General features: G+C 40.6%; 19 protein-coding genes. 15 read left to right on the top strand and 4 right to left on the bottom strand.

What is annotated here, in order from left to right:
* Positions 1-21 precede the first annotated feature (21 nt).
* The 8 genes from PH210_RS07690 to PH210_RS07655 all read left to right on the top strand — a co-directional run bounded on the left by PH210_RS07690 (position 22) and on the right by PH210_RS07655 (position 8,691).
* Positions 22-1,452: an amidase gene (locus PH210_RS07690; protein WP_289984377.1), complete on the top strand. Its 1,431-nt coding sequence runs from the start codon at positions 22-24 to the stop codon at positions 1,450-1,452.
* A 142-nt stretch (positions 1,453-1,594) separates the two neighbouring features.
* The gene (locus PH210_RS07685) at positions 1,595-3,325 is read left to right on the top strand and encodes a CocE/NonD family hydrolase (protein ID WP_289984376.1); all 1,731 of its coding nucleotides are present in this window, start codon (positions 1,595-1,597) and stop codon (positions 3,323-3,325) included.
* Positions 3,326-3,419: 94 nt separating this feature from the next.
* A complete protein-coding gene (locus PH210_RS07680; RefSeq protein ID WP_289984375.1) occupies positions 3,420-4,595 on the top strand; it encodes an acetyl-CoA C-acetyltransferase in 1,176 nt (391 codons plus the stop codon).
* 158 nt (positions 4,596-4,753) lie between these two features.
* On the top strand, positions 4,754-7,096 hold the full coding sequence (locus PH210_RS07675) for an SH3 domain-containing protein (RefSeq protein WP_289984374.1): 2,343 nt from the start codon (positions 4,754-4,756) through the stop codon (positions 7,094-7,096).
* 111 nt (positions 7,097-7,207) lie between these two features.
* Complete coding sequence (locus tag PH210_RS07670; protein ID WP_289984373.1) at positions 7,208-7,516, top strand: Rieske (2Fe-2S) protein; 309 nt, start codon at positions 7,208-7,210, stop codon at positions 7,514-7,516.
* 27 nt (positions 7,517-7,543) lie between these two features.
* Complete coding sequence (locus PH210_RS07665; RefSeq protein WP_289984372.1) at positions 7,544-7,741, top strand: hypothetical protein; 198 nt, start codon at positions 7,544-7,546, stop codon at positions 7,739-7,741.
* A 147-nt stretch (positions 7,742-7,888) separates the two neighbouring features.
* Positions 7,889-8,278 carry a cupredoxin domain-containing protein gene (locus PH210_RS07660; RefSeq protein ID WP_289984371.1) on the top strand — a complete coding sequence of 130 codons (390 nt, stop codon included), beginning with the start codon at positions 7,889-7,891 and terminating at the stop codon, positions 8,276-8,278.
* Positions 8,279-8,361: 83 nt separating this feature from the next.
* Positions 8,362-8,691 (top strand): YciI family protein, encoded by a 330-nt coding sequence (locus PH210_RS07655; RefSeq protein ID WP_289984370.1) that lies wholly within the window; start codon positions 8,362-8,364, stop codon positions 8,689-8,691.
* 62 nt (positions 8,692-8,753) lie between these two features.
* Here the strand turns inward: PH210_RS07655 and PH210_RS07650 are convergent, their stop codons facing one another.
* Positions 8,754-9,194 (bottom strand): YaiI/YqxD family protein, encoded by a 441-nt coding sequence (locus PH210_RS07650; protein WP_289984369.1) that lies wholly within the window; start codon positions 9,192-9,194, stop codon positions 8,754-8,756.
* A 245-nt stretch (positions 9,195-9,439) separates the two neighbouring features.
* Between PH210_RS07650 and PH210_RS07645 the strand changes: the two genes are divergently transcribed.
* Both PH210_RS07645 and PH210_RS07640 read left to right on the top strand, forming a co-directional pair.
* Positions 9,440-10,309, top strand: coding sequence for a cation diffusion facilitator family transporter (locus PH210_RS07645; RefSeq protein ID WP_289984367.1), 870 nt, complete (start codon positions 9,440-9,442; stop codon positions 10,307-10,309).
* A 298-nt stretch (positions 10,310-10,607) separates the two neighbouring features.
* The gene (locus tag PH210_RS07640) at positions 10,608-11,396 is read left to right on the top strand and encodes a hypothetical protein (RefSeq protein WP_289984365.1); all 789 of its coding nucleotides are present in this window, start codon (positions 10,608-10,610) and stop codon (positions 11,394-11,396) included.
* A 39-nt stretch (positions 11,397-11,435) separates the two neighbouring features.
* On the opposite strand, the gene PH210_RS07635 is transcribed toward PH210_RS07640, so the two are convergent.
* Entirely contained in the window at positions 11,436-11,981 is a 546-nt protein-coding gene (locus PH210_RS07635; protein ID WP_289984364.1) for a GNAT family N-acetyltransferase, read from the bottom strand.
* 146 nt (positions 11,982-12,127) lie between these two features.
* Here PH210_RS07635 and PH210_RS07630 point away from each other — a divergent pair, with 146 nt between their 5' ends.
* From PH210_RS07630 to PH210_RS07620, 3 genes are all read left to right on the top strand, one after another.
* On the top strand, positions 12,128-14,491 hold the full coding sequence (locus PH210_RS07630; protein WP_289984363.1) for a polyprenyl synthetase family protein: 2,364 nt from the start codon (positions 12,128-12,130) through the stop codon (positions 14,489-14,491).
* A gap of 69 nt (positions 14,492-14,560) precedes the next feature.
* A complete protein-coding gene (locus PH210_RS07625) occupies positions 14,561-15,085 on the top strand; it encodes a DinB family protein (protein WP_289984361.1) in 525 nt (174 codons plus the stop codon).
* Positions 15,086-15,112: 27 nt separating this feature from the next.
* Entirely contained in the window at positions 15,113-15,439 is a 327-nt protein-coding gene (locus tag PH210_RS07620; RefSeq protein WP_289984360.1) for an antibiotic biosynthesis monooxygenase family protein, read from the top strand.
* A 41-nt stretch (positions 15,440-15,480) separates the two neighbouring features.
* On the opposite strand, the gene PH210_RS07615 is transcribed toward PH210_RS07620, so the two are convergent.
* Positions 15,481-16,026 (bottom strand): flavodoxin family protein, encoded by a 546-nt coding sequence (locus tag PH210_RS07615; RefSeq protein WP_289984359.1) that lies wholly within the window; start codon positions 16,024-16,026, stop codon positions 15,481-15,483.
* Positions 16,027-16,109: 83 nt separating this feature from the next.
* Positions 16,110-17,417, bottom strand: a complete 1,308-nt coding sequence (locus PH210_RS07610; RefSeq protein ID WP_289984358.1) for a M20/M25/M40 family metallo-hydrolase — start codon at positions 17,415-17,417, stop codon at positions 16,110-16,112.
* A gap of 184 nt (positions 17,418-17,601) precedes the next feature.
* Between PH210_RS07610 and PH210_RS07605 the strand changes: the two genes are divergently transcribed.
* Both PH210_RS07605 and PH210_RS07600 read left to right on the top strand, forming a co-directional pair.
* Positions 17,602-18,567 (top strand): winged helix-turn-helix domain-containing protein, encoded by a 966-nt coding sequence (locus tag PH210_RS07605; RefSeq protein WP_289984356.1) that lies wholly within the window; start codon positions 17,602-17,604, stop codon positions 18,565-18,567.
* An 854-nt stretch (positions 18,568-19,421) separates the two neighbouring features.
* The gene (locus PH210_RS07600) at positions 19,422-19,895 is read left to right on the top strand and encodes a hypothetical protein (RefSeq protein ID WP_289984354.1); all 474 of its coding nucleotides are present in this window, start codon (positions 19,422-19,424) and stop codon (positions 19,893-19,895) included.
* Positions 19,896-19,948: the final 53 nt, after the last annotated feature.

Here is a 19,948-nt window from a genome sequence, read left to right as displayed (position 1 = left end):
TTGTTTAAGAGGGTGGAAATCTTGTCAGTAACCGATCTCACAGCAACCGAATTAGGAACATTAATCAAAGAAAAGAAACTATCTCCGGTAGAAGTTGTAAGCGCTTTTTTAGACCGAATCGACAAACATAACTCAAAATGGAATGCTTTTGTAACAGTCAATGAACAAGCCATTGAAGAAGCAAAAAAAGCGGAAGAGTCCCTCATGAAGGGGGAGACGCAGGGTAAACTTCACGGGATCCCCATTGCCATTAAAGACTTAACCCCGACAAAAGGGATGTTAACCACATATGGCTCACCGCTTTTTAAAGACTATGTGCCAGACTATGATCCTATTTTTTTACAAAGAGTAAAAGCGGCCGGAGCCATTGTCTTAGGGAAAACAAATACGCCGGAATTTGGCCATAAAGGAACTACAGACAACCCTTTGTTTGGTGTGACGAAAAATCCGTGGGATGATCAGTTAACTCCTGGGGGATCAAGCGGGGGTTCTGCTGCAGCGGTTGCCGCTAAACTAGCTCCATTTGCGGAAGGAAGTGACGGGGGCGGTTCCATTAGGATACCGGCGGCGTTTACGGGGATTTTTGGCTTCAAGCCAACATATGGTGTTGTTCCAAATGATGGGGATCGCAGTAATTTCTATGGGTCTGAACATCCGTACCTACATAATGGGCCAATGGCAAGGACGGTTGAAGATGCGGCCTTGTTATTCTCTGTCATGCAAGGATTTGATCCCAGCCATCCTAGTTCGTTTCCAGTAATAAAAGAAGATTTCACAGATCTTAAGGTAGACATGAAAGGGTTAAAAATTGCCTATACACGGAATTTTGGATTATATGAAGTTTCTGAAGATGTGGCCCAAGTCATTGATAAAGCAGTTCAGAATTTTACAGAGCTTGGCGCTCATGTGGAAGAGGTGGAAATCGATTTCGGTATAGGTTTAAAAGATCTCGTTCGCACATTTTCAGGAATGTGGTGTGTCAAATTTGCCTCAGGATATGGCGGGCTTTTTGATCAGAACCCTGAAAGCTTTTCTGAAGGAATGGCAAAGATGATTGAAATAGGCAGGAAATTTAGCGCCATAGACTATAAAACTCTTGAACTAAAACGCACCATTGTCTGGAAAAAAATTCAAGAAATCTTGAACAAATACGATCTATTACTTTCCCCAACCAATGCTGTAACCGCCTTTGAACATCACATCCAAGGACCATCCATGATTAATGGGAAAAGTGTGAATCCAGCTACAGGCTGGATGCTGACCCAAATCTATAACCTTACAGGACATCCTGCGGCTTCATTGCCAGTCGGACTGACAAAGTCTGGACTTCCGGCAGGATTGCAAGTCGCTGGAAACCGGTTTGCGGATAAGCTTGTGTTACAAGCTTGCAGAGCCTATGAAATAAATTTCCAAACGTATATTGAACCAGCAACGGCATTAATAAAACCTTAAATTCGAACAGGCTAAGGATTTAGACACGAATGCCCTAAGATTGAGCCAAAGCTGTCCGAATAAGCCATAATGCAGACACAAATACCCTGGTAAGCGGTAAACCTGTCTGAATCACCACTTTTAAAAAAATAAGGAGGTTTTTATGAGTAAAATTATTCATGAAAAAAATGTCCCTGCTGTTATGAGAGATGGCACCACCTTGTATGCAGATGTGTTTCGCCCTGAAGGAGAAGGAAAATATCCTGTTCTCCTGCAGCGGACGCCCTACAATCGAACATTCCTCCCTTTAACCACAATGGTCCTGGATCCCATTGCGGCAGCCCATCAAGGTTATGTCGTCATTATTCAGGATGTACGTGGACGCTTTGATTCCGAAGGGGACCCTTTTTATATTTATAAAAATGAATATAACGATGGCTACGATTCAGTAGAATGGGCAGCCTCCTTACCTTACTCAGATGGAAATGTAGGGATGTACGGCTTGTCATACAAGGGAATGACACAATTTCAGGCTGCCGTCATGCAGCCGCCGCATTTGAAAGCAATCTTTCCAATCACCTGGGGAACCGATGTGTTTATGTACCGGGGAGGTGCGCTGGAACTTGGACTAATCATTTCATGGACATTAGCAACGATTGGTCCTAACGCTGTCATCAAGGCAAAGCAAGGGAAAGAGGACTTCATCAAAGAATTTATGACACTTGTTCATTCCATCGACCATATTGATGAGGCTGGATTTAATCAATTGCCTATTCAAGACAGCGAATGGCTCAAACTTGGAGACGGTTTTGCCTCCTTTTTTCACGATATTTTGGAGCATGATACGAAAGATGAATACCACTTGGAAATTAGTGTCCAAGAAAAATCAGAAAAGCTGAATGTTCCTGTATTCGGTATTGCAGGCTGGTATGATCTATTATTAGGTCAAGACCTCGAACACTTCGAAAAATTGAAACACAAAAAGAATACAAAATTGATGATTGGACCATGGGCCCATGCAGGTTTTTCCCCTACAGTCGGGGATCTGAATTTTGGTTTAAGTGCTTCCAGCCTGATGCTGGATTATAAAATAGATTTAACGAGCCTGCAGATTAAATGGTTTGATCGTTGGTTAAAAGGAATGGAAAATGGGATTGAGGAAGAGGCACCTGTGAAAATTTTTGTGATGGGCGAAAATAAATGGAGGAATGAGCAGGAGTGGCCATTACAACGAACCGTGTATACACCTTTCTATTTCAACAGTAATGGGAAAGCTAATACGAAAGCTGGAGATGGAGCTTTAACCCTCAAACGGCCGCAGGAGGAGAGTTTCGATCGTTATATCTATGATCCGGAAAATCCGGTGCCGACACTTGGCGGCAACCATTTAATGCCGATGAATTATCCGCGCGGACCAATCGACCAGCAATTCCTTGAAACAAGGGAAGATGTTTTGGTCTACACGAGTGAGGTTTTAGAGGAGGATCTAGAAGTTACTGGACCAGTGAAGGTGATTTTATACGCATCAAGTTCTGCTGTTGATACTGACTTTACAGCAAAGCTAGTAGATGTTCACCCTAATGGCAAGGCCTATAACATTGTAGACGGCATAATCCGTGCCAAAAACAGGGACAAAAATCAGCCGCCATCACTTCTAACACCAAACGAAGTATATCTTTATGAAATCGACCTATTGGCAACCAGTAATCTATTTAAAAAAGGACATCAGTTAAGAGTTGAGATTTCAAGCAGCAATTTCCCTCGATTTGACCGCAATACCAATACGGGTGAATCAGGTAAAAACAGTAAAGAATTAAAATCCGCAGAACAACGAGTCTTTCATAGTGAAAGATATCCATCGCATATTTTATTGCCGGTCATTCCAAGAGATTAAAGCCGGCCAATTCAAATTATATTGGTTTAATAGCTTACCAGAATTTTTGCTTATTTTTTACTAGAATGCTAACTAAAAAAAGGAGTGAATGAAAATGTCAGAAGTATATTTGATTGATGGAGCAAGAACAGCTTTTACAAAGTTTGGCGGTTCTTTCGCACAAACAGGTGCAACGGAGCTCGGAAAAGCAAGTGCTGTAGAAGCGCTCCGCCGCTCGAAGGTCGACCCAGCACAAATCGACCATGTCATTTACGGAAACGTTATTCACACAGAAAAAAATGCGGCCTACATCTCGAGGCACATTGGCCTAACAAGCGGTGTCCCCCAGGAAGTGCCAGCCCTAACGTTGAACCGGTTATGCGGCTCAGGACTTCAAGCTGTCGTTTCGGCTGCCCAGCATATTTTAGTTGGGGATGCTAACGTCGTCCTCGCAGGCGGAACGGAAAATATGTCGCAATCTCCTTATGCCAATTTCACTCAACGCTTCGGCGGTGCGAAAATGGGGAATTTAGCATTCGAGGATATGCTGTTAGCAACATTAACAGACCAATACACAGGCTGTGGAATGGGCCTAACGGCGGAAAAGCTTGCTGAAATGTATGAAATCTCAAGGGAAGAACAAGATGCGTTCACTGTAGAATCAAACCAAAGAGCTGCCAGAGCCGTTCATGCCTTTGAAGAAGAAATTGTCGGGGTCGAAGTCAAAACAAGAAAAGGCAGCCTGCTTATCCGAGAAGATGAACATATCAAGCCTGATGCGAACTTAGAAGCCTTATCCAAGCTCAAGCCTTCGTTTAAAAAGGATGGCACTGTCACTGCCGGGAATGCCTCAGGAATCAATGACGGAGCGGCATCACTGGTCGTTGCAGGGAAAGAATCTGTACAAAAAAACAATCTAAAACCGATTGCCCGCATTGTATCTTGGGCCGTCTCCGGAGTAGATCCGACCATCATGGGCATCGGACCTGTTCCAGCCATTAAACAGGCGCTTATCAAAGCAAAATTAACGATTGATGACATCGACCTTTTTGAAGTAAATGAGGCATTCGCCGCTCAATATTTAGCAGTGGAAAAAGCGCTCGGCCTCGATCGGAACAAAACCAATGTGAACGGCGGAGCGATTGCCATAGGGCACCCTGTTGGCGCAAGCGGGGCAAGAATTTTATTGTCTGGGGCTTATGAATTGAGAAGACGGAATGGACGGTTTGCTGTCGTAAGCTTATGCATCGGCGGGGGCCAAGGGATCGCGATGGTGATTGAGCACGTTTAAACGGCTGTAATCCTGGAATAAGAAGTAGAGTAAAATAACTTAATATTTACATTTCCCCCTTAATCTTGTTGGTTAAGGGGGTTTATTTTGAACATCACCAACTGGGCACATGCGCATAAAATGATTGAAGCATGAAAATGGAAGGGCGATGTTCATAAATGAGGTATTTCAATCAGTATAGACAATATGAACCGGTTACAGCTTATACTGCAGATAGACCCACTTTTGTAAATGGGATTGACATAAATACAGGAATCTATCCTATACTAAATTTTCAACCAAGGAATGCACAGTACCCATTCATCTATGTACCGATTTCGGAATTCAGCAGGGTAGGAGCCAAGATAATTTGGGATGAAGATCAAATGGTTTTTAGAATAACTAGTGATTATGACCAATTAAAGGATGAAAACCAACAATTAAGACAAATGATTTCGGAATTAAAGGCGATGGGTTCGAATCGGAATTTAAGGGCTGATGGCCAAAACTGGGAAATGCATTTAGCTGATCAGGGAAATACCAAGTATTCCAGTGCCACAATGCCCGCGGATTTGACATCATTGTCATTAAAGAAAGACCCATTTAATAATGCTTCTTCTCTGTTCAGTGTGAATAACAATCAGTTGTATTCAGTTGAACGAATTTCCAAAAAAATAATCTCTGCAACTGACCTGGACACCTATAAGGAGAGATGGAATTTTTCTACTGAAGAACAAAATGGGTTTCTTGATTTGATTGCAAGAGACGGTGTCGTATACGCTTCAACAATGACAAAAATTTATGCCCTTCAGGATAATGGTTCCTCCTCACAAACACTTTGGACCGTTGATTCCTTTGCGAATCGTTTATTACTTGACCAAAATACATTGTTTTATTACACCAGAACCGACAGTACTGAAGCAATTGGGACTGTGGAAATAAAAACGGGTCAAAAGAAATGGAATTATCCGCTGAAAACGCAAGAGCAAATAGAAGGAGTATTTGCTGCTGGCGGAAACAGACTGTATGCCAATATCCGGAATCCCGTTCAAATGACATCCAAAATGTATGCCTTCGATTCTTCTTCCGGCACCGTTCTTTGGACACTCGATCTCGATCCAGGCTTCCTATTCAACGGAGCACCTGTCTATAAAGATGAGAAGCTTTACTTGGATATGAGAGGCACGACAAGATACCTTTTGGCAATGGATGCTGCCACTGGAAGGACAGTATGGCGGTTTAATTTAACGAGTACTATAGCTCCTCCTTTTTCTGTAACAAGCGATTCTATCATTATCCTTGATGATACCAATATCTTCGCCATTGATAAAAATACAGGAAGCCAAAAATGGAAGTCCCTGTACGCCGAGCAGTTTACTGCTGGCGGGCTTCAGACCATTAAGGGTTCAAGCGGAATGGTCGTAGTCTCCGATAAAATCATTTTGGATAATTATAACAAATTAAAATTCTTCAATTCAGCCAATGGTCAGCTTATTTATTCCACACTTCAGCTTACACCTACTACAGGCGCATCTGGCCTGCGCCCTATCGGTGTCATCAATGACACGATTTTTGTAACAGAGACGAATCAATTCCTTTATACGTATGCGGTGCCAAAAGCAAGTCAGTTAGATACAGAAAAGCCAACAGCAACGATTGATTTGGCTCCAGTCAATCAACTTACTTTGCAAGATGGAAAGAAACAAATTAAAATTCCAGTAACCATTAGTGAAACCGCGGATATGGAGGTAACCATTGTCGATGACAGCGGCACAGTCGTTCAGACTTGGTCAGGCCGCTACTTGAAAGGGACAGCGAATTTCTATTGGGACGGTAAAAACAGCCGGGGCTTTAATGTCATCCGTGGTAATTATTACGTTGTTGTTAAACTAACAGATCTGGCTGGAAATAAGAATTTGTATAATGCCCGTGATAAAATCATTCAGATTACCGACGGATTTGGATTAACCTTAAAAAATTCAAACCTGCGATCGGCCGCAAGCACACAAAGTACCATATTGAGGACCATTCCTGCCGGTTCAGAAGTGACGATAACAGGGGAAACGGGCGATTGGTATCAGATTGAATACAGGATTGTTAGCTCTGTGCTGACCGGATATGTCTCCAAGCCGTTAATCAAGGTTCCAACTAATCAGGAGATTTCTAAAATTGAGAGTGCCAAGACAAGGACAAATGTTAATGTTAGAACCTATCCTGGAACCCAATATGATACAAAATTCGTACTCCCGATGAATACAGATATAAAAATTTATTCAGCTATAGGAGACTGGTATAACATTGAATATCAAAAAGATAGTATGTATTTGGATTCTGGGTATGTAGCTAAATTTACTGTAACCCTTCCAATAGTATCGAGTTTTGTTTACACCGTGGTTGCTGGTGATACACTCTGGAAAATTGCCCAGAACAATGGGGTAACAGTGGACTCCATCGTCAAAGCCAACAACCTCGATCCTAATCAACCAATTTATATAGGACAAAAATTAACCATTGTAAAATAAAAATAATAGATCATATAGAAAGGGACGTACTCAAACTGTCCCTTTTTTTGAATTTTTTAATATGTTAAATGTAAATAATACAGACATAATCTATTTAGCATGAGGTGTTTTATGACTTGGATGAGGATCGCTGGAGCAGAGGAAGTAGAACATGTCAGTGAAATGAAAGAAATTATTATAGATAATGAAAGTCTGGTACTTTTCCATCTGCAGGAAGGGTATTATGTAACGTCAAATATTTGTACTCATAGAAAGCAATATTTAACTGAAGGTTCTATGGATGGAGGAAGTGTGAATTGTCCAAGGCATGGCGGCAAATTTGATATAAAAACTGGTGAGCCGCTGGCCGGTCCTTGTTTTGCACCCTTACAAACCTTTCAAGTTGACATCCGAAATAAAGAAATATGGATTGATTTCTAATAACCTTACAGTGGAGGCAGTTCGGATATGACTGAACGCATTTGGTTTATGGATTTAAAAGATTTGGACTTGGAGGATTTAGTTCAATTAAAATTGAATATTCGTCAAGGGAAATTGCCAACAGAGGATTGGCACGAAAAGCCAAATCCTAATAATCCAGATGGAATAACTATGGATGAGTGGTTAGAAGTTCTGGAGAGGGAATTTGACCGTCTGGGTATATAATCAAAAGGGGAAATAGCCCGTAAAAGGGTTTTTAGAAAAGTACATCAAATATGAAAAGAATTTAGCTATTTGGTTCGACCTACGTTCTTTTAGTGATAATTTTTTGTGTTTTAGAAAAAATACAGTTATGGAAAGGAGGGATTGCCAATGTCTGTGAAAAAGTGGTTAACAGGATTAGTCGCTTTAATTGCAATGCTTGTGGTTGTGACAACACTAGGCACATTCGGCGTATTTGCCGAATCCAGTGCTAAAACTCAGCCATCGGAGACGGCGAAAGCGATTGAGGTTAAGTTGAACGATGATTACTTTAATCCAAAAGTCATCACGCTTCTCAATGGAAAATCAACAACGGTGATATTGAAAAATGAAGGTAAGAAAGAACACACCTTCACAGTGGAAAAGCTCGGAATAGATGCCGAAGTCCAGCCTGGACAACAAAAAACCATTACCGTGAAACCCATGAATCCCGGTACATATGACCTGATATGCAGGTACCATTTCCAAGGAGGAATGGTTGGAAAAGTAAAAGTTCAATAACAAGCAAGGCCAGTAGGGCCTTGCTTGTTTAATATGCAATGGATTTTGCCTATTTTATGGAATACAAAAGGAAGGGATACAAATTGTCGACCAAGATTTCAAGTCAGAATACGGGAAAAATCCACTTCATGTTAAAGTCCACTCCGCCAAGAGCAACTTTTCATCAGGATATGGCCGAAGATGAACGGAACATCATGCTGCAACACATCGCTTATTGGACGGAAAAACAGAATCAAGGGATTGCTTTGGTATTCGGACCGGTTCTAAATCGTAAAGAACCCCATGGACTCGCAATCATCGAAGTAGAGAATGAAGAGCAAGTTCCAAAACTCATCGCAGAAGATCCTGCCGTTACGGCAGGGATAATGACAGTGGAATTTTATCCGATGAAGGCAACCTTACCTAAAAAATAAAAGGTGCGTTATTAAGATCAGGGCTGTCATTCTGGCAGCTTTTATTGTTCTAACGGGTTAGTTTAACGTGAAATCGCTTTTTTAAAAAGCTCCCTAAATTTCTCCCTATCTTCTGCTGTAAATGGTTTTGGACCCTTTGTACGTTTACCACTTTTTCGAGCCATTGCACTCAAATAACGGGTTTGTAACAATTGGTCGATGTTTTCATTTGTATAGCTATATCCTTTATGGTGAAGAACCGTACACCCTTTTGCTAAACCTAGCGAGGCAAGACCATAATCTTGTGTAACGATGATATCAGCTTTATCTGCTAACTTCATAATCCGATAATCCGCCGCATCTGCTCCTGAATCCACATAAATGGTTTCCACTCCAGATGGCTGCTCAGCATTAGAAAAATGGGAAAAGCTAGTTACAAGGATAACAGGGATTTCAGCCTTTGTAGCTTCATAGATAATGATATCTTTTACCGGACAAGCATCTGCATCAACATATATTTTCATCTAGATCTCTCCCATAAATATGTACGAGTTGATGATAAAGGCAGATTTCGCATTTGTCAAACGATATTAGGAAAAATTATACAAAATTGTATACCTAATAGCAGTGTATTCCGCAAATGAAATTTTCGCTTGTGCAACATATTTGTATGTCTCTTATTAATATAAAACAAGGCAAAAAGATTGCTCTAGACCCACCTGTATTTTAGCTGTTATCATAATCAAGTGCTTTAAGGGGAGGATCTAGGATGGAACAGGAAAAGTATAATGACCTTAAATTAGGTGAACGTGGCGCCATCATTAGTATTATTGCCTATATATGTCTATCAATCTTAAAACTAGTAATTGGTTACATAAGTGATTCCGATGCGTTAGAAGCAGATGGTCTGAACAATACAACCGATATCATTGCATCTATTGCTGTACTCATAGGACTCAAGATTTCTCAAAGACCACCTGATAAAAACCATCGATATGGACATCGGAAAAGTGAAACGATTGCGTCAATGATTGCTTCCTTTATTATGGCTGCGGTGGGTCTTGAAGTGTTAATAAACGCAGGTACCTCCATTTTTCAAGGGACAAAAGAATCACCGGATATTATGGCAGCTTATGTAGGTGTTTTTTCGGCGCTAGTTATGTCTTTTGTATATCTTTACAACAAGAAATTAGCTCTTAAGATTAATAGCAAAGCCCTAATGGCAGCTGCAAAAGATAACATTTCCGATGCTTGGGTAAGTTTAGGAACGGCTATAGGTATTTTGGGTTCACAATTAAATATGCCTTGGCTTGATAGCATAACTGCTATTGTTGTAGGACTATTAATAGGTAAAACCGCGTGGGACATCTTTAGAGAAGCTTCACTTGAATTATCAGACGGTTTCGATGAAGATAAAATTCATCTTTATAACAATGTCATCAAAGAATTAGATGGCGTAAAAGGAGTAAAAGAAATTAAAGGAAGAAACTATGGAAATAATGAAGTAATAGATGTTGTGATTCTTGTTAATTCTACGCTTGGTATTAAAGAAGCTCATGATATAGCTACCCATGTCGAAAAAATTATGATGGATGACCATGGTGTATATGATGTGCATGTCCATGTAGAGCCAAGTTAGTTTCGAACCAATTAATCCAAATGAACCAAACATCGAATAGTCTTAATTAGCCATTCACATTGTGAAGGGACTCTATTACTATTATGTTAGCCTGTCTTTTTAGACAAGGCTCTTTTCGTAAACTATGTTGCTTTTTGGGCTTAATTAAGTGCATTTACTAAGTTTGTAGGCAATTTTAGCAAATGTTCTTACGAAAAGATGCCACGAAGCATCTTGTTATACGGGTTGATGAGCTTTTTACGAAGAACAACAATCTTTGCGAAAATAGCCTTTGAAAAAGAGGGATAGGAGGTTCAATGTGAATACTGATCAAGCTTTTGAGTTATTAAAAAACGCAGGAGTTCCAGACGATATTAGCATTCAAACGGTGAAGCGCTGGCTGCGGGAGCGAAAAATTAAATACGAGGGAAAAATAGGACCCCGGAAAACCGAATACATTCTAGATGATACCGATCAAGCTATTAACCTGTTAAAGGATGCAGGTGTTTCCGCTAGTGCTGGTCTCCACGTTGTTCAACGCTGGCTAAATGAAGGCAAGATCCAGAGGGTTGGAGACAGAGACCAGATAACAGATTACATATCAAAGGAAACCATTTCACCGCATGTAACCCGATCCTCAGATCAGGATAAGGCCATCCGTGATTTGCAAGTAAAAATAAAAGTTCAGGATGACCAACTTAGAGGAATCGAAGAACTTCATCAAACTTCCATTAAAACGCTGATTCAGCAGCGGGACAAATTAAACAGAGAAAATAGCAGCCTAAAAAATGAAATAAATGAATTACAATCTGAAACCAGAAAAGTACTGAAAGAGAATATGGAATTACGGAATGAGTTATTAAGATTAAGAGAAGAGCTTTCTAAAGAGGGCAAAAGGGAACCTGAAAAAACTCAGACCATCGTACCGCCTAAAAATCTTGATTTTCGTCAAAAGTTAGGACTATCAAAAACGGCAGGGCAGAAAGAAGTTTTAGCCGGATTTAAAAAATTATTGAAAATTACTCATCCGGATCAAGGAGGAAGCGCTGCGGCTTTTCATTTCGTTAAAGCAGACTATGATCTTTATAGAAAAAGTATCGAAGATTGATAGGAACCGCTCGGCTTAAACGGCCGAGCTGTTCGTTTCTTATCCGTTAAACCTTCCCATCACGATGGTGTTATAGTAATTCCCATCAGATAGAATTTTATCTCTTTTCAATACACCTTCCACTTCAAATCCATATTTTTTATAAAGCTCGATCGCTTTTTCATTCGTTTCGAGAACGTTCAGTGTGATTTTTTTAATATTATTAGTGTCTGCCCTATTTATCGACTCGCTTAAAAGGTTTTTACCGATTCCGTATCCCCAATATTCTTTCAGTACACAAATTCCAAATTCTACTTTATGAGAGGTTCTTTTCAGTTTACTTCCTTCGAGCCTTGAAAAACCTACGATTCTGTCATTTGCTTGAGCCACTAAAAACAGGTTATTCATACTTTCACTATCATCTTTAATGATCTGTTTAAAACCTGCTTCATCGATGTAGGCCTCACCTGGTTCGCGGTCTAAATTTTCTGTTTCGCCATCGACATGCAATCGAACCTCAGATAAATTTTGCGCATCAGATTCAGTTGCAGAACGTACAATATATTTTAAATTATTAATAGTAAACTCTTTTTGCTTAGCAATCATTTAGACGTCCTCCCAACAATTTTCCATCCTTACTAAATAATAAAGAATCACAATGGCTTCGTATAGTATAATAATAATTGATTTTGAATAAATAAATATAATTGTAGATTTAGAATTTAGTACATTAAGTTGAGGGATCATATAGTATGAATGTGGAGCTAATGATTAATGCAGAGGAATGTTATCAGCGTGCAGAGGAGAGGGCTGCTCGTTATTTTGAAACGCTATATGTTCAGGTCTCAGAAAAGACCTTTGTCCCGACCCTGATAAATGACATCCAATCCTGGAAACAAAACCATATCCATCACCATTCATTCCTTTCCTTATTTTCACGAAAAAAAACGGGTCCCAAAGGGTACCACAATTATATCCAATGGCTCGATTACACAGGCAAATTGGACCGTTATCTAGATCGAAGCATTTCCTATCTTTACATGCGCGATCTCGGCAAAGCACTGGACTCACCCGAAACAAAAAAAAGAATTCGAAGTGTAGTAAACAATTTAAAAAGTCATCTGACCAAAAAAGAAGACAATACCGACATGTTCAGCATGGCCGGGTTGTACCGCTGGGCTCAGAACGAAGGCATTGAATCTGCCATTATCTGGCTGATAAATAAACTTAAGATTGTATCCTCCCATATTCCAAATGGGTTGGATGCTGAAAATGCCCAGCGAAAGCTTATTAAAATTATTGCTGGTGTGCTGATGCACGAGTTTGAAGAAATGGACGATAAACTATCGCCAGCAGAACGTAAGATCAGACTCGATCATGCAATTAGGCTTGGATATGCCTACGGCCTGACCTATCCCTTCATTGACGACCTTCTTGATGCCAAAGTTTTGTCTGCAGATGAAAAAAAGCAATATTCCAATTTGATTCGGACCACTCTTATCACAGGCAATGTGCCGGAATTGAGGGAGTGGGAGGGAGATAACGCAGAATTGATCCGTTTTATTCATTCTGAACTCCGCGATGCCTTTGAGGCGATTAAGGCACACCAGCGGCCGGATAATAGAATCCATTTTTTCGAGCAGGCCTTTGTGTTTTTTCATTCCCAGGAAGTAGATCGGGAAAAGAATTTATCTTATGACAGGTACACTAATGAAGATCTTTATGTCCCGATCATCTTAAAATCGTCTTCTTCCCGATTGATTGTCCGATCCGTGATCAGTGCAGCTGAGGATGAGGGCTTTGAAAGCCGGACCTTCTTTTACGGCATTTACAACCAGCTTGCTGATGATTTTGCCGATATGTTTGAGGACATGGAGGAGGGGGCGGTAACTCCCTATACTTACTTCATGAAATATCATGAAACGCGTCCCGACCTTATCAATCCATTTGAATTATACTGGGCGGTCATTTCCCATTTAATACATACCGTCTATCATTCCGATCACAAGACCTGTGAAGTGATATTGGACCGAGCGATTAACGGGTTAAAACGATTTAAAGAACGGAAGGGGAGCGAGGAATACCATAAAGTGATGGAGCTATTCGCTTCTGGGTTTCCGAATTTCAATCGTGTTATTCAAAAAATGGTCCGTAAAGCGGATGATGTCGATTTCTTTGATAAACTGCTTCGGGACCATATGATCACCTCTTTGAAAAATGAACGGAAAGAGCAGGAGGATTTTTTAGATACGATCGAAATTGTCCGCAATCAGATCAACAGTATTTTATATATTACTAAACTCGAAAAGGCTTCTTTACCGAAAGATCCCATCACTGATGCAGCCAATTATAGTCTTGAAGGTGATGGCAAGCGTTTAAGACCCATTATGACTTGGGTCATGGGTGTTAACGAATATGGATTGGATCCTTCTGCCATCGTGCCCCTTTTGAAATCCTTAGAATATATGCATACGGCGTCCCTTATCTTTGATGATCTGCCTGCACAGGATAATGCCGCCATTCGAAGGGGCCGTCAAACGCTGCACATGGTATATAACAATGCGATAGCAGAATTAACCGGTCTTTTTCTGACCCAAAAGGCGATTGAAGAACAAGCATCCCTTATCCAGTTTGATTCTGAAACGGTGCTGAACTTGATTCGATATTCGGCGCAAATGACGGCCGATATGTGTAAGGGCCAGGCAATGGACTTGGACTCAAGAGGAAAGCCACTAACGCTCCAACAATTGAATTTGATGAGCTTTTACAAAACCGGTATTGCATTCGAAGCTTCACTTATCATGCCTGCCATACTCGCGAAGGCTAAGGAAAATGAAATGGAAGCATTGAAAAAATTTGCCCGTCATGCCGGCATAGCCTTTCAGATTAAGGATGACCTGCTGGATGTTGAAGGTGATTCGGATTTACTCGGAAAGCCCATTGGTAAAGACGCGGAAAATAACCATTCCACTTTTGTATCGATCCTAGGGATGGATGGCGCGAAAAAAGCGATGTGGGAACATTATTGTCAGGCAATGGAAGTACTGCAGGAAGTGCCGCGAAAAACTTCTTTTTTGAAACATTTGTTGAACTATATTGTGAACAGGGATAATTAAGAGTAATGTGTTCGAAAGAGATTAATTGTTAAGTGTCACACTGGAATAATCTATGAAAGGAGCGGTTATATGAATTTTAATATGAAAGAGGCTATTGAAGTTCTGGAGCGTACTCCTCCAACATTGGAGAATTTTTTATCTAGTTTATCTGATGATTGGCTGCAGTGCAATGAAGGTGAAGGAACCTGGAATGTTTCTGAAGTAATTGAACATCTTATTGAGGCAGAAAAGATAAATTGGGTACCAAGATTGGAATTTATTCTTCAGGAAGGATCTAAAAAATCCTTCCCGCCTTTTGATCGTTTTTCACACATAAATGAAAACTTCGAAAGGACAATTGAACAAAAGTTGCTTGAATTTAAAACATTGAGAACACAAAATATACAAAAACTCTTGGGGTTAATTAATCCTGATATACATCTTGAATTGACAGGTTCACACCCTGATCTTGGTCTTGTGAAAGTAAGAGAATTGCTTTCTACATGGGTTGTTCATGATTTAACTCACATTGCCCAAATTGTACGGGCTATGGCTAATAGATACAGAACTGACGTTGGGCCGTGGAAAGAGTACTTAGGCATTTTGAGAAAGTAAATTTTTTAAAAGGAGTGGTGGGCTGAAATGAGCCGGATTGCAATAACTCCAGAACCGCCATATTACGCTGTGATCTTTGCTTCACAGCGAACAGAAGGCGATAATGGTTACGGAAAAATGGCAGATAGAATGCTCGAATTAGCCTCCCAGCATGAAGGATTTTTAGGTGTGGAAAGCGCCCGTGATTCGGAACTGGGCATCACTGTTTCATATTGGAACTCACTGGAAGCCATCAAGAAGTGGAAGGACCAAGTTGAACACAAAGCTGCACAGGCAAGAGGGAAAAGCGAATGGTATAAAAATTTTTCTCTCCGAGTTTGTAAAGTGGAAAGACATAGCTTTTTTGAAATGTAAGAAAAAAGGGCTGAATTCCATTGGAAATCAGCCCGTTAAATTTATAAATTTTTCAAACCATTATTTAATTGGGAAGCAGCGAAGAATGCCTCTTTGTCTTGTAATACATCACCTGGCTGGGATCCCTTCCCAAGAATGTATCCGCCAAACTCAATCCCCATAAAATCAAAGATATACTTAAATTGTTGAATCATCGGCAGGCCCTTAATGTAAGGATTATCGCCGCCAACAGCAATCACATAAGCTTTTTTGGATGACAGAGTCTTTTTAAATTCAGGATAATTGGCGTCCCTAAGTGTCTGGGACCAGCGATCAATAAAATTTTTCATCGTTCCTGACATGCTATACCAATAAATGGGTGTAGAGAAAATAATGATATCATGCGGCAGAATCCGATCAATGATAGAGTTATAATCATCATTTCTGTCCTGAAATCCTTCTGGGGAGTGCCGCATATCTTCGATTGGCTTGATCATATAATCTTTAAGAAAAACTTTCTCGGCTGCTATTCCATGCACCGCATGATCCGTCAAAAGTTCAGAATTGCCCTTCGGACGGGTTCCCCCATAAATTACTGCAATCGACATCCATATTTCTCCTTTCAAATCCAATAAGTTTTTAGATAACTATATCGTATCAGGAAGGAAAAATCGAGAATGTTGATTTTTCATTAATTTTTAAAAAGAGGCATTTCAACCCTTTTGATTAATTGATTGTGGAGAACGGACATCACCAATTGATAGGTTTCAAATGCCGCTTTATAATTCAAGGATTCCAAATCGGTGTGTTCATGGTAATAACCCGCCGAAAGGTTAACAGAAGGGATGCCGAGTTCCGCATATACTTTGGCATCGCTTAATCCGCCCGGTGTCATTTTCCAATCCTCCATGCCCGCCAGCTTTCCTGCTTTTTCAAATAGCTGTCCATATTCAACCGGGCAGAAGGACACTATATTGGCGAATGAAGTGACAATATCGCGTTCACCCCTCCTGTCAATGACAATCGCTCCATCCACATCTTCAAGGAAATCTTGGTCGATATTTTGGGACCCAAGACAGCCAATTTCCTCTTCCACGGTAAAAGCAATTTTAATGGTACCGTTGAAATGCGTTTGCTGAATGTTAGCTAGAAGTTCCAAGATAACAGCTATTCCGGCGCGGTCATCAGCGCCTAAAATGCCTTTAGAGCTTTTTAAAATCGTACCTTCCTCAAGGATATCCCGGTCCAATGCGATTTCCTCCACTGTATCCATATGCGCCGATAAAAGGATGGTTGGTCCGTCTCCACAGTATTTGTAAGCTAGCAGATTTCCTTTTCGGTCGACGTACATGTAATCCGTGAGCGGCGATAATCTGTTTTTAAGATACAGCCTGATTTTCCTTTCATCCTGGCTGATTCCAGGGATATTTAACAATTCGATGACCCGGTGTTTGAAGTGAACCGCTTCAAGGTCTTTAAGGTACTCTGGTGATTTAAATACTCTATATAGGTTTTCAGCATAATCTAATAAACTTCCAATCCGTTTGTAGTAGAGAAAAACAGATTTTCTTTCTATTTTTAACTGGATCCCTTCAGGTGCAGCCGTTTTGAGAAGCTTCATCTGTGAAAAAGAAAGGTGCTTTAAAAGGTCGATTCTAGCACGGCCATGTCCATGACCATCACAGCTGCAAATCGAATAGATACCCAGTTCATTCATCCAGCGGACCATGCCGCGAATATAGGAATCCATCATGGTGAGCGGAAGATCTGAAAAAAGCGGGTTGATTAACATTTCTCTTCCAGGACCATCAACAATCCTTGATGCTTCCTTTAAAAGAGTGATAAATTCTTTTTCCGGAAGGGTATCCAGGGATTGACCGTATTTAACCATTAGATTTAAAGTTTCAGATAAAAGCTTGGCCCCAAAAGTTTCCTTTTTTCCGGCTAAATCCTTTTTCATAAGTCCATGTCTCGCTAATAAAATTTCTTGATTTTTCATTCAAAACCATCTCCTTTTGTTATGATAAATCGATTGTACATTTTTCGTTGTGACACCCCATCACGCTAGAAAGAAGGGATTTTGTTGTGTTTTCGAGAATTCCTATTTACTCTAGTGGAACAACTTGATTATATAAATTCCGTTGTGACACCCTGTCACAGTTAAATAGGGAGAGGTAGTAGAGATGGCGCACGAGCTTTTGTGGATTTACGAGGAAGAAAAGAAGTTGAAAGCGAAACTAAGAGAGGCGAAGGACAGGCGTGATCAAGCTGCTGTTCAATTTGCTCAAAAGGCTTTAGTTACTTTATATGTAAGGTTTGGAGAACATTTTAAAATGAATGCAAAGCCTGACCCTAAACTGGCAGAGCGGTATTTAAAGGCCGCTGTCATCCTTCAGAAAGATCATCCCGTGGCGAATTACCGGCTGGCGCATTTATTTTATCGAAAGAAAATGTATACGGATGCTCTATTCCATTTTGAGCGGGCGTTAGCAGGTTCTGATTTGGAAGGATTAAATGAATCCCAGGAGATGATCGCCAATATGTTTATGGCGAATTGTGGGATTTTTATTGCCAGGCAGGCATTAACTGAATTGGAGGCGAGCAACGAAAATCCTTATATAGATTTTGATGAAAAGCTGGTTGGCCGATATCGCGGCGAAATGCTGGAGGCCATTGGCGAATTGTTCGAAAACAGATTCTATCGAAAAATTGCTTCTGAAAAGGAAGAATTTATATCGGACGAAAAAGTTCAAATGATTATTGAAAATAATTGGGATGCTAAGCAGGTTGTGTTATGCAGCATGGATGATGGAGTTCATCTTTATTTTGGCAGGCATCAACCGATCTCGCTCGAGCCGACTGCATTTCGAGTCTTGTACTTTATTTTGCAGGCTGGTGGAAGGCCCCTGACAGGCGAGGATATCGAGGATCGATTTTTTGAGGGATTGGGACAAGAGATTGAACCTGACCTCCTTAGGCAAACCCTTAATAGACTGCAAAGGCGAATCCATTTTTGGGACGAAATCATCGAGACCGTACAGATTCGGAATCCAGATACTAATAGAGACAGAAGAGCAAGAAAGCTTGCAGCCGGAATAGGTTTTTGTATGATCTGCCGGGCAGGGGATATATTGCCGGATGAAGGCTAAAAAGCTTAAAGGGACATTCATTTCCTCATTCATGTGGATAAGAGCTTTCACGGTAAATGAAAGTGCGGTTCATTGCCCTAATTGCCTGAAAGAGAGTTCTCACGGTAAATGAAAAGCCGGTTCATTGCCCCAAAAGAGTAAAAGAGATCTCCCACGGTAAATGAAACCCCGGTTCATTGACCCAAATGAGTAAAAGAGAGCTGGCACGGTAAATGAAAAGGCCTTTCATTGCCCCAAAAGAGGAAAAGAGAGCTCCCACGGTAAATGAAAAGCCGGTTCATTGCCCCAAAAGAGTAAAAGAGATCTCCCACGGTAAATGAAACCCCGGTTGATTGACCCAAATGAGTAAAAGAGAGCTGGCACGGTAAATGAATAGGCCTTTCATTGCCCCAAAAGAGGAAAAGAGATCTCCCACGGTCAATGAACCCCCGGTTCATTGACCCAAATAAGTAAAAGAGGCTTCTCACGGTAAATGAAACCCCGGTTCATTGCCCCAAAAGAGTAAAAGAGATCTCCCACGGTAAATGAAAAGCCGGTTCATTGCCCCAAAAGAGTAAAAGAGAGCTCCCACGGTAAATGAAACCCCGGTTCATTGACCCAAATGAGTAAAAGAGAGCTGGCACGGTAAATGAAAAGGCCTTTCATTGCCCCAAAAGAGGAAAAGAGAGCTCCCACGGTAAATGAAACCCCGGTTCATTGACCCAAATGAGAAATAGAGGGTTCTCACGGTAAATGAAAGTCCGATCGCCCCCTATTTCATTAAAGATTCAACCTTAATGAAACATGAGCCCAGTTCCTACATATAATGATTTGAGGTTACCGAAGTTGCTTCCATTTGTAAGGAGGGGATGCTAATGAAGTTCACGGTACAGTATATACCCTTGAACAAGATCAAACCCGATTTATCAATGAAAATAACTGAGCACATTAAGAGACTTCAAAGGTTTATGTGGGACTGCATGTTTGTTTTAGTTGTTAGAAAAAATCGGAAAGACGACAGTTATATCATTGTGAGCGGGCACGACCGCTTCGAAAATCTTCGGAAACATACAAAAAGTATCTATGCACCATGTATAGTTGATAAAAGCACATCCCCTGGAATCGCCTCCTGGTATTATCGTATCAGAAAGAAACAACCTCTGGATGATTTTCCCTTAATGCCGAAAAGCTGGTCCATTGTGCGATCCTTTTTGAAGCAAGAGCCCCGTTTCCATGAATTATCCCGATCCCAACAAATAAGGGTCCTCATTTTGGCAGTGAAGTACAAAAAAACAGTCATCCATTCTATGAAAACAACAGTGAATGAAATGATTAGAAATAATGAATAATCAATGTAGCCCCAAGTGATATCAAGCACTCGGGGTATTTTTTATTTCTAAAA

The organism is Paenibacillus sp. BSR1-1, assembly GCF_030403775.1.
Lineage (GTDB): Bacteria > Bacillota > Bacilli > Bacillales > Cytobacillaceae > Neobacillus.
This window is presented reverse-complemented; position numbering and strand designations above follow the sequence as displayed.

Excerpts from the sequence above, each read along its gene's own strand:
- PH210_RS07685 (WP_289984376.1), top strand. The coding sequence starts at position 1,595 with ATGAGTAAAATTATTCATGAAAAAAATGTCCCTGCTGTTATGAGAGAT.
- PH210_RS07680 (WP_289984375.1), top strand. The coding sequence starts at position 3,420 with ATGTCAGAAGTATATTTGATTGATGGAGCAAGAACAGCTTTTACAAAG.
- PH210_RS07675 (WP_289984374.1), top strand. The coding sequence starts at position 4,754 with ATGAGGTATTTCAATCAGTATAGACAATATGAACCGGTTACAGCTTAT.
- PH210_RS07670 (WP_289984373.1), top strand. The coding sequence starts at position 7,208 with ATGACTTGGATGAGGATCGCTGGAGCAGAGGAAGTAGAACATGTCAGT.
- PH210_RS07665 (WP_289984372.1), top strand. The coding sequence starts at position 7,544 with ATGACTGAACGCATTTGGTTTATGGATTTAAAAGATTTGGACTTGGAG.
- PH210_RS07660 (WP_289984371.1), top strand. The coding sequence starts at position 7,889 with ATGTCTGTGAAAAAGTGGTTAACAGGATTAGTCGCTTTAATTGCAATG.
- PH210_RS07650 (WP_289984369.1), bottom strand. The coding sequence starts at position 9,194 with ATGAAAATATATGTTGATGCAGATGCTTGTCCGGTAAAAGATATCATT.
- PH210_RS07645 (WP_289984367.1), top strand. The coding sequence starts at position 9,440 with ATGGAACAGGAAAAGTATAATGACCTTAAATTAGGTGAACGTGGCGCC.
- PH210_RS07635 (WP_289984364.1), bottom strand. The coding sequence starts at position 11,981 with ATGATTGCTAAGCAAAAAGAGTTTACTATTAATAATTTAAAATATATT.
- PH210_RS07630 (WP_289984363.1), top strand. The coding sequence starts at position 12,128 with ATGAATGTGGAGCTAATGATTAATGCAGAGGAATGTTATCAGCGTGCA.
- PH210_RS07625 (WP_289984361.1), top strand. The coding sequence starts at position 14,561 with ATGAATTTTAATATGAAAGAGGCTATTGAAGTTCTGGAGCGTACTCCT.
- PH210_RS07620 (WP_289984360.1), top strand. The coding sequence starts at position 15,113 with ATGAGCCGGATTGCAATAACTCCAGAACCGCCATATTACGCTGTGATC.
- PH210_RS07615 (WP_289984359.1), bottom strand. The coding sequence starts at position 16,026 with ATGTCGATTGCAGTAATTTATGGGGGAACCCGTCCGAAGGGCAATTCT.
- PH210_RS07610 (WP_289984358.1), bottom strand. The coding sequence starts at position 17,417 with ATGAAAAATCAAGAAATTTTATTAGCGAGACATGGACTTATGAAAAAG.
- PH210_RS07605 (WP_289984356.1), top strand. The coding sequence starts at position 17,602 with ATGGCGCACGAGCTTTTGTGGATTTACGAGGAAGAAAAGAAGTTGAAA.
- PH210_RS07600 (WP_289984354.1), top strand. The coding sequence starts at position 19,422 with ATGAAGTTCACGGTACAGTATATACCCTTGAACAAGATCAAACCCGAT.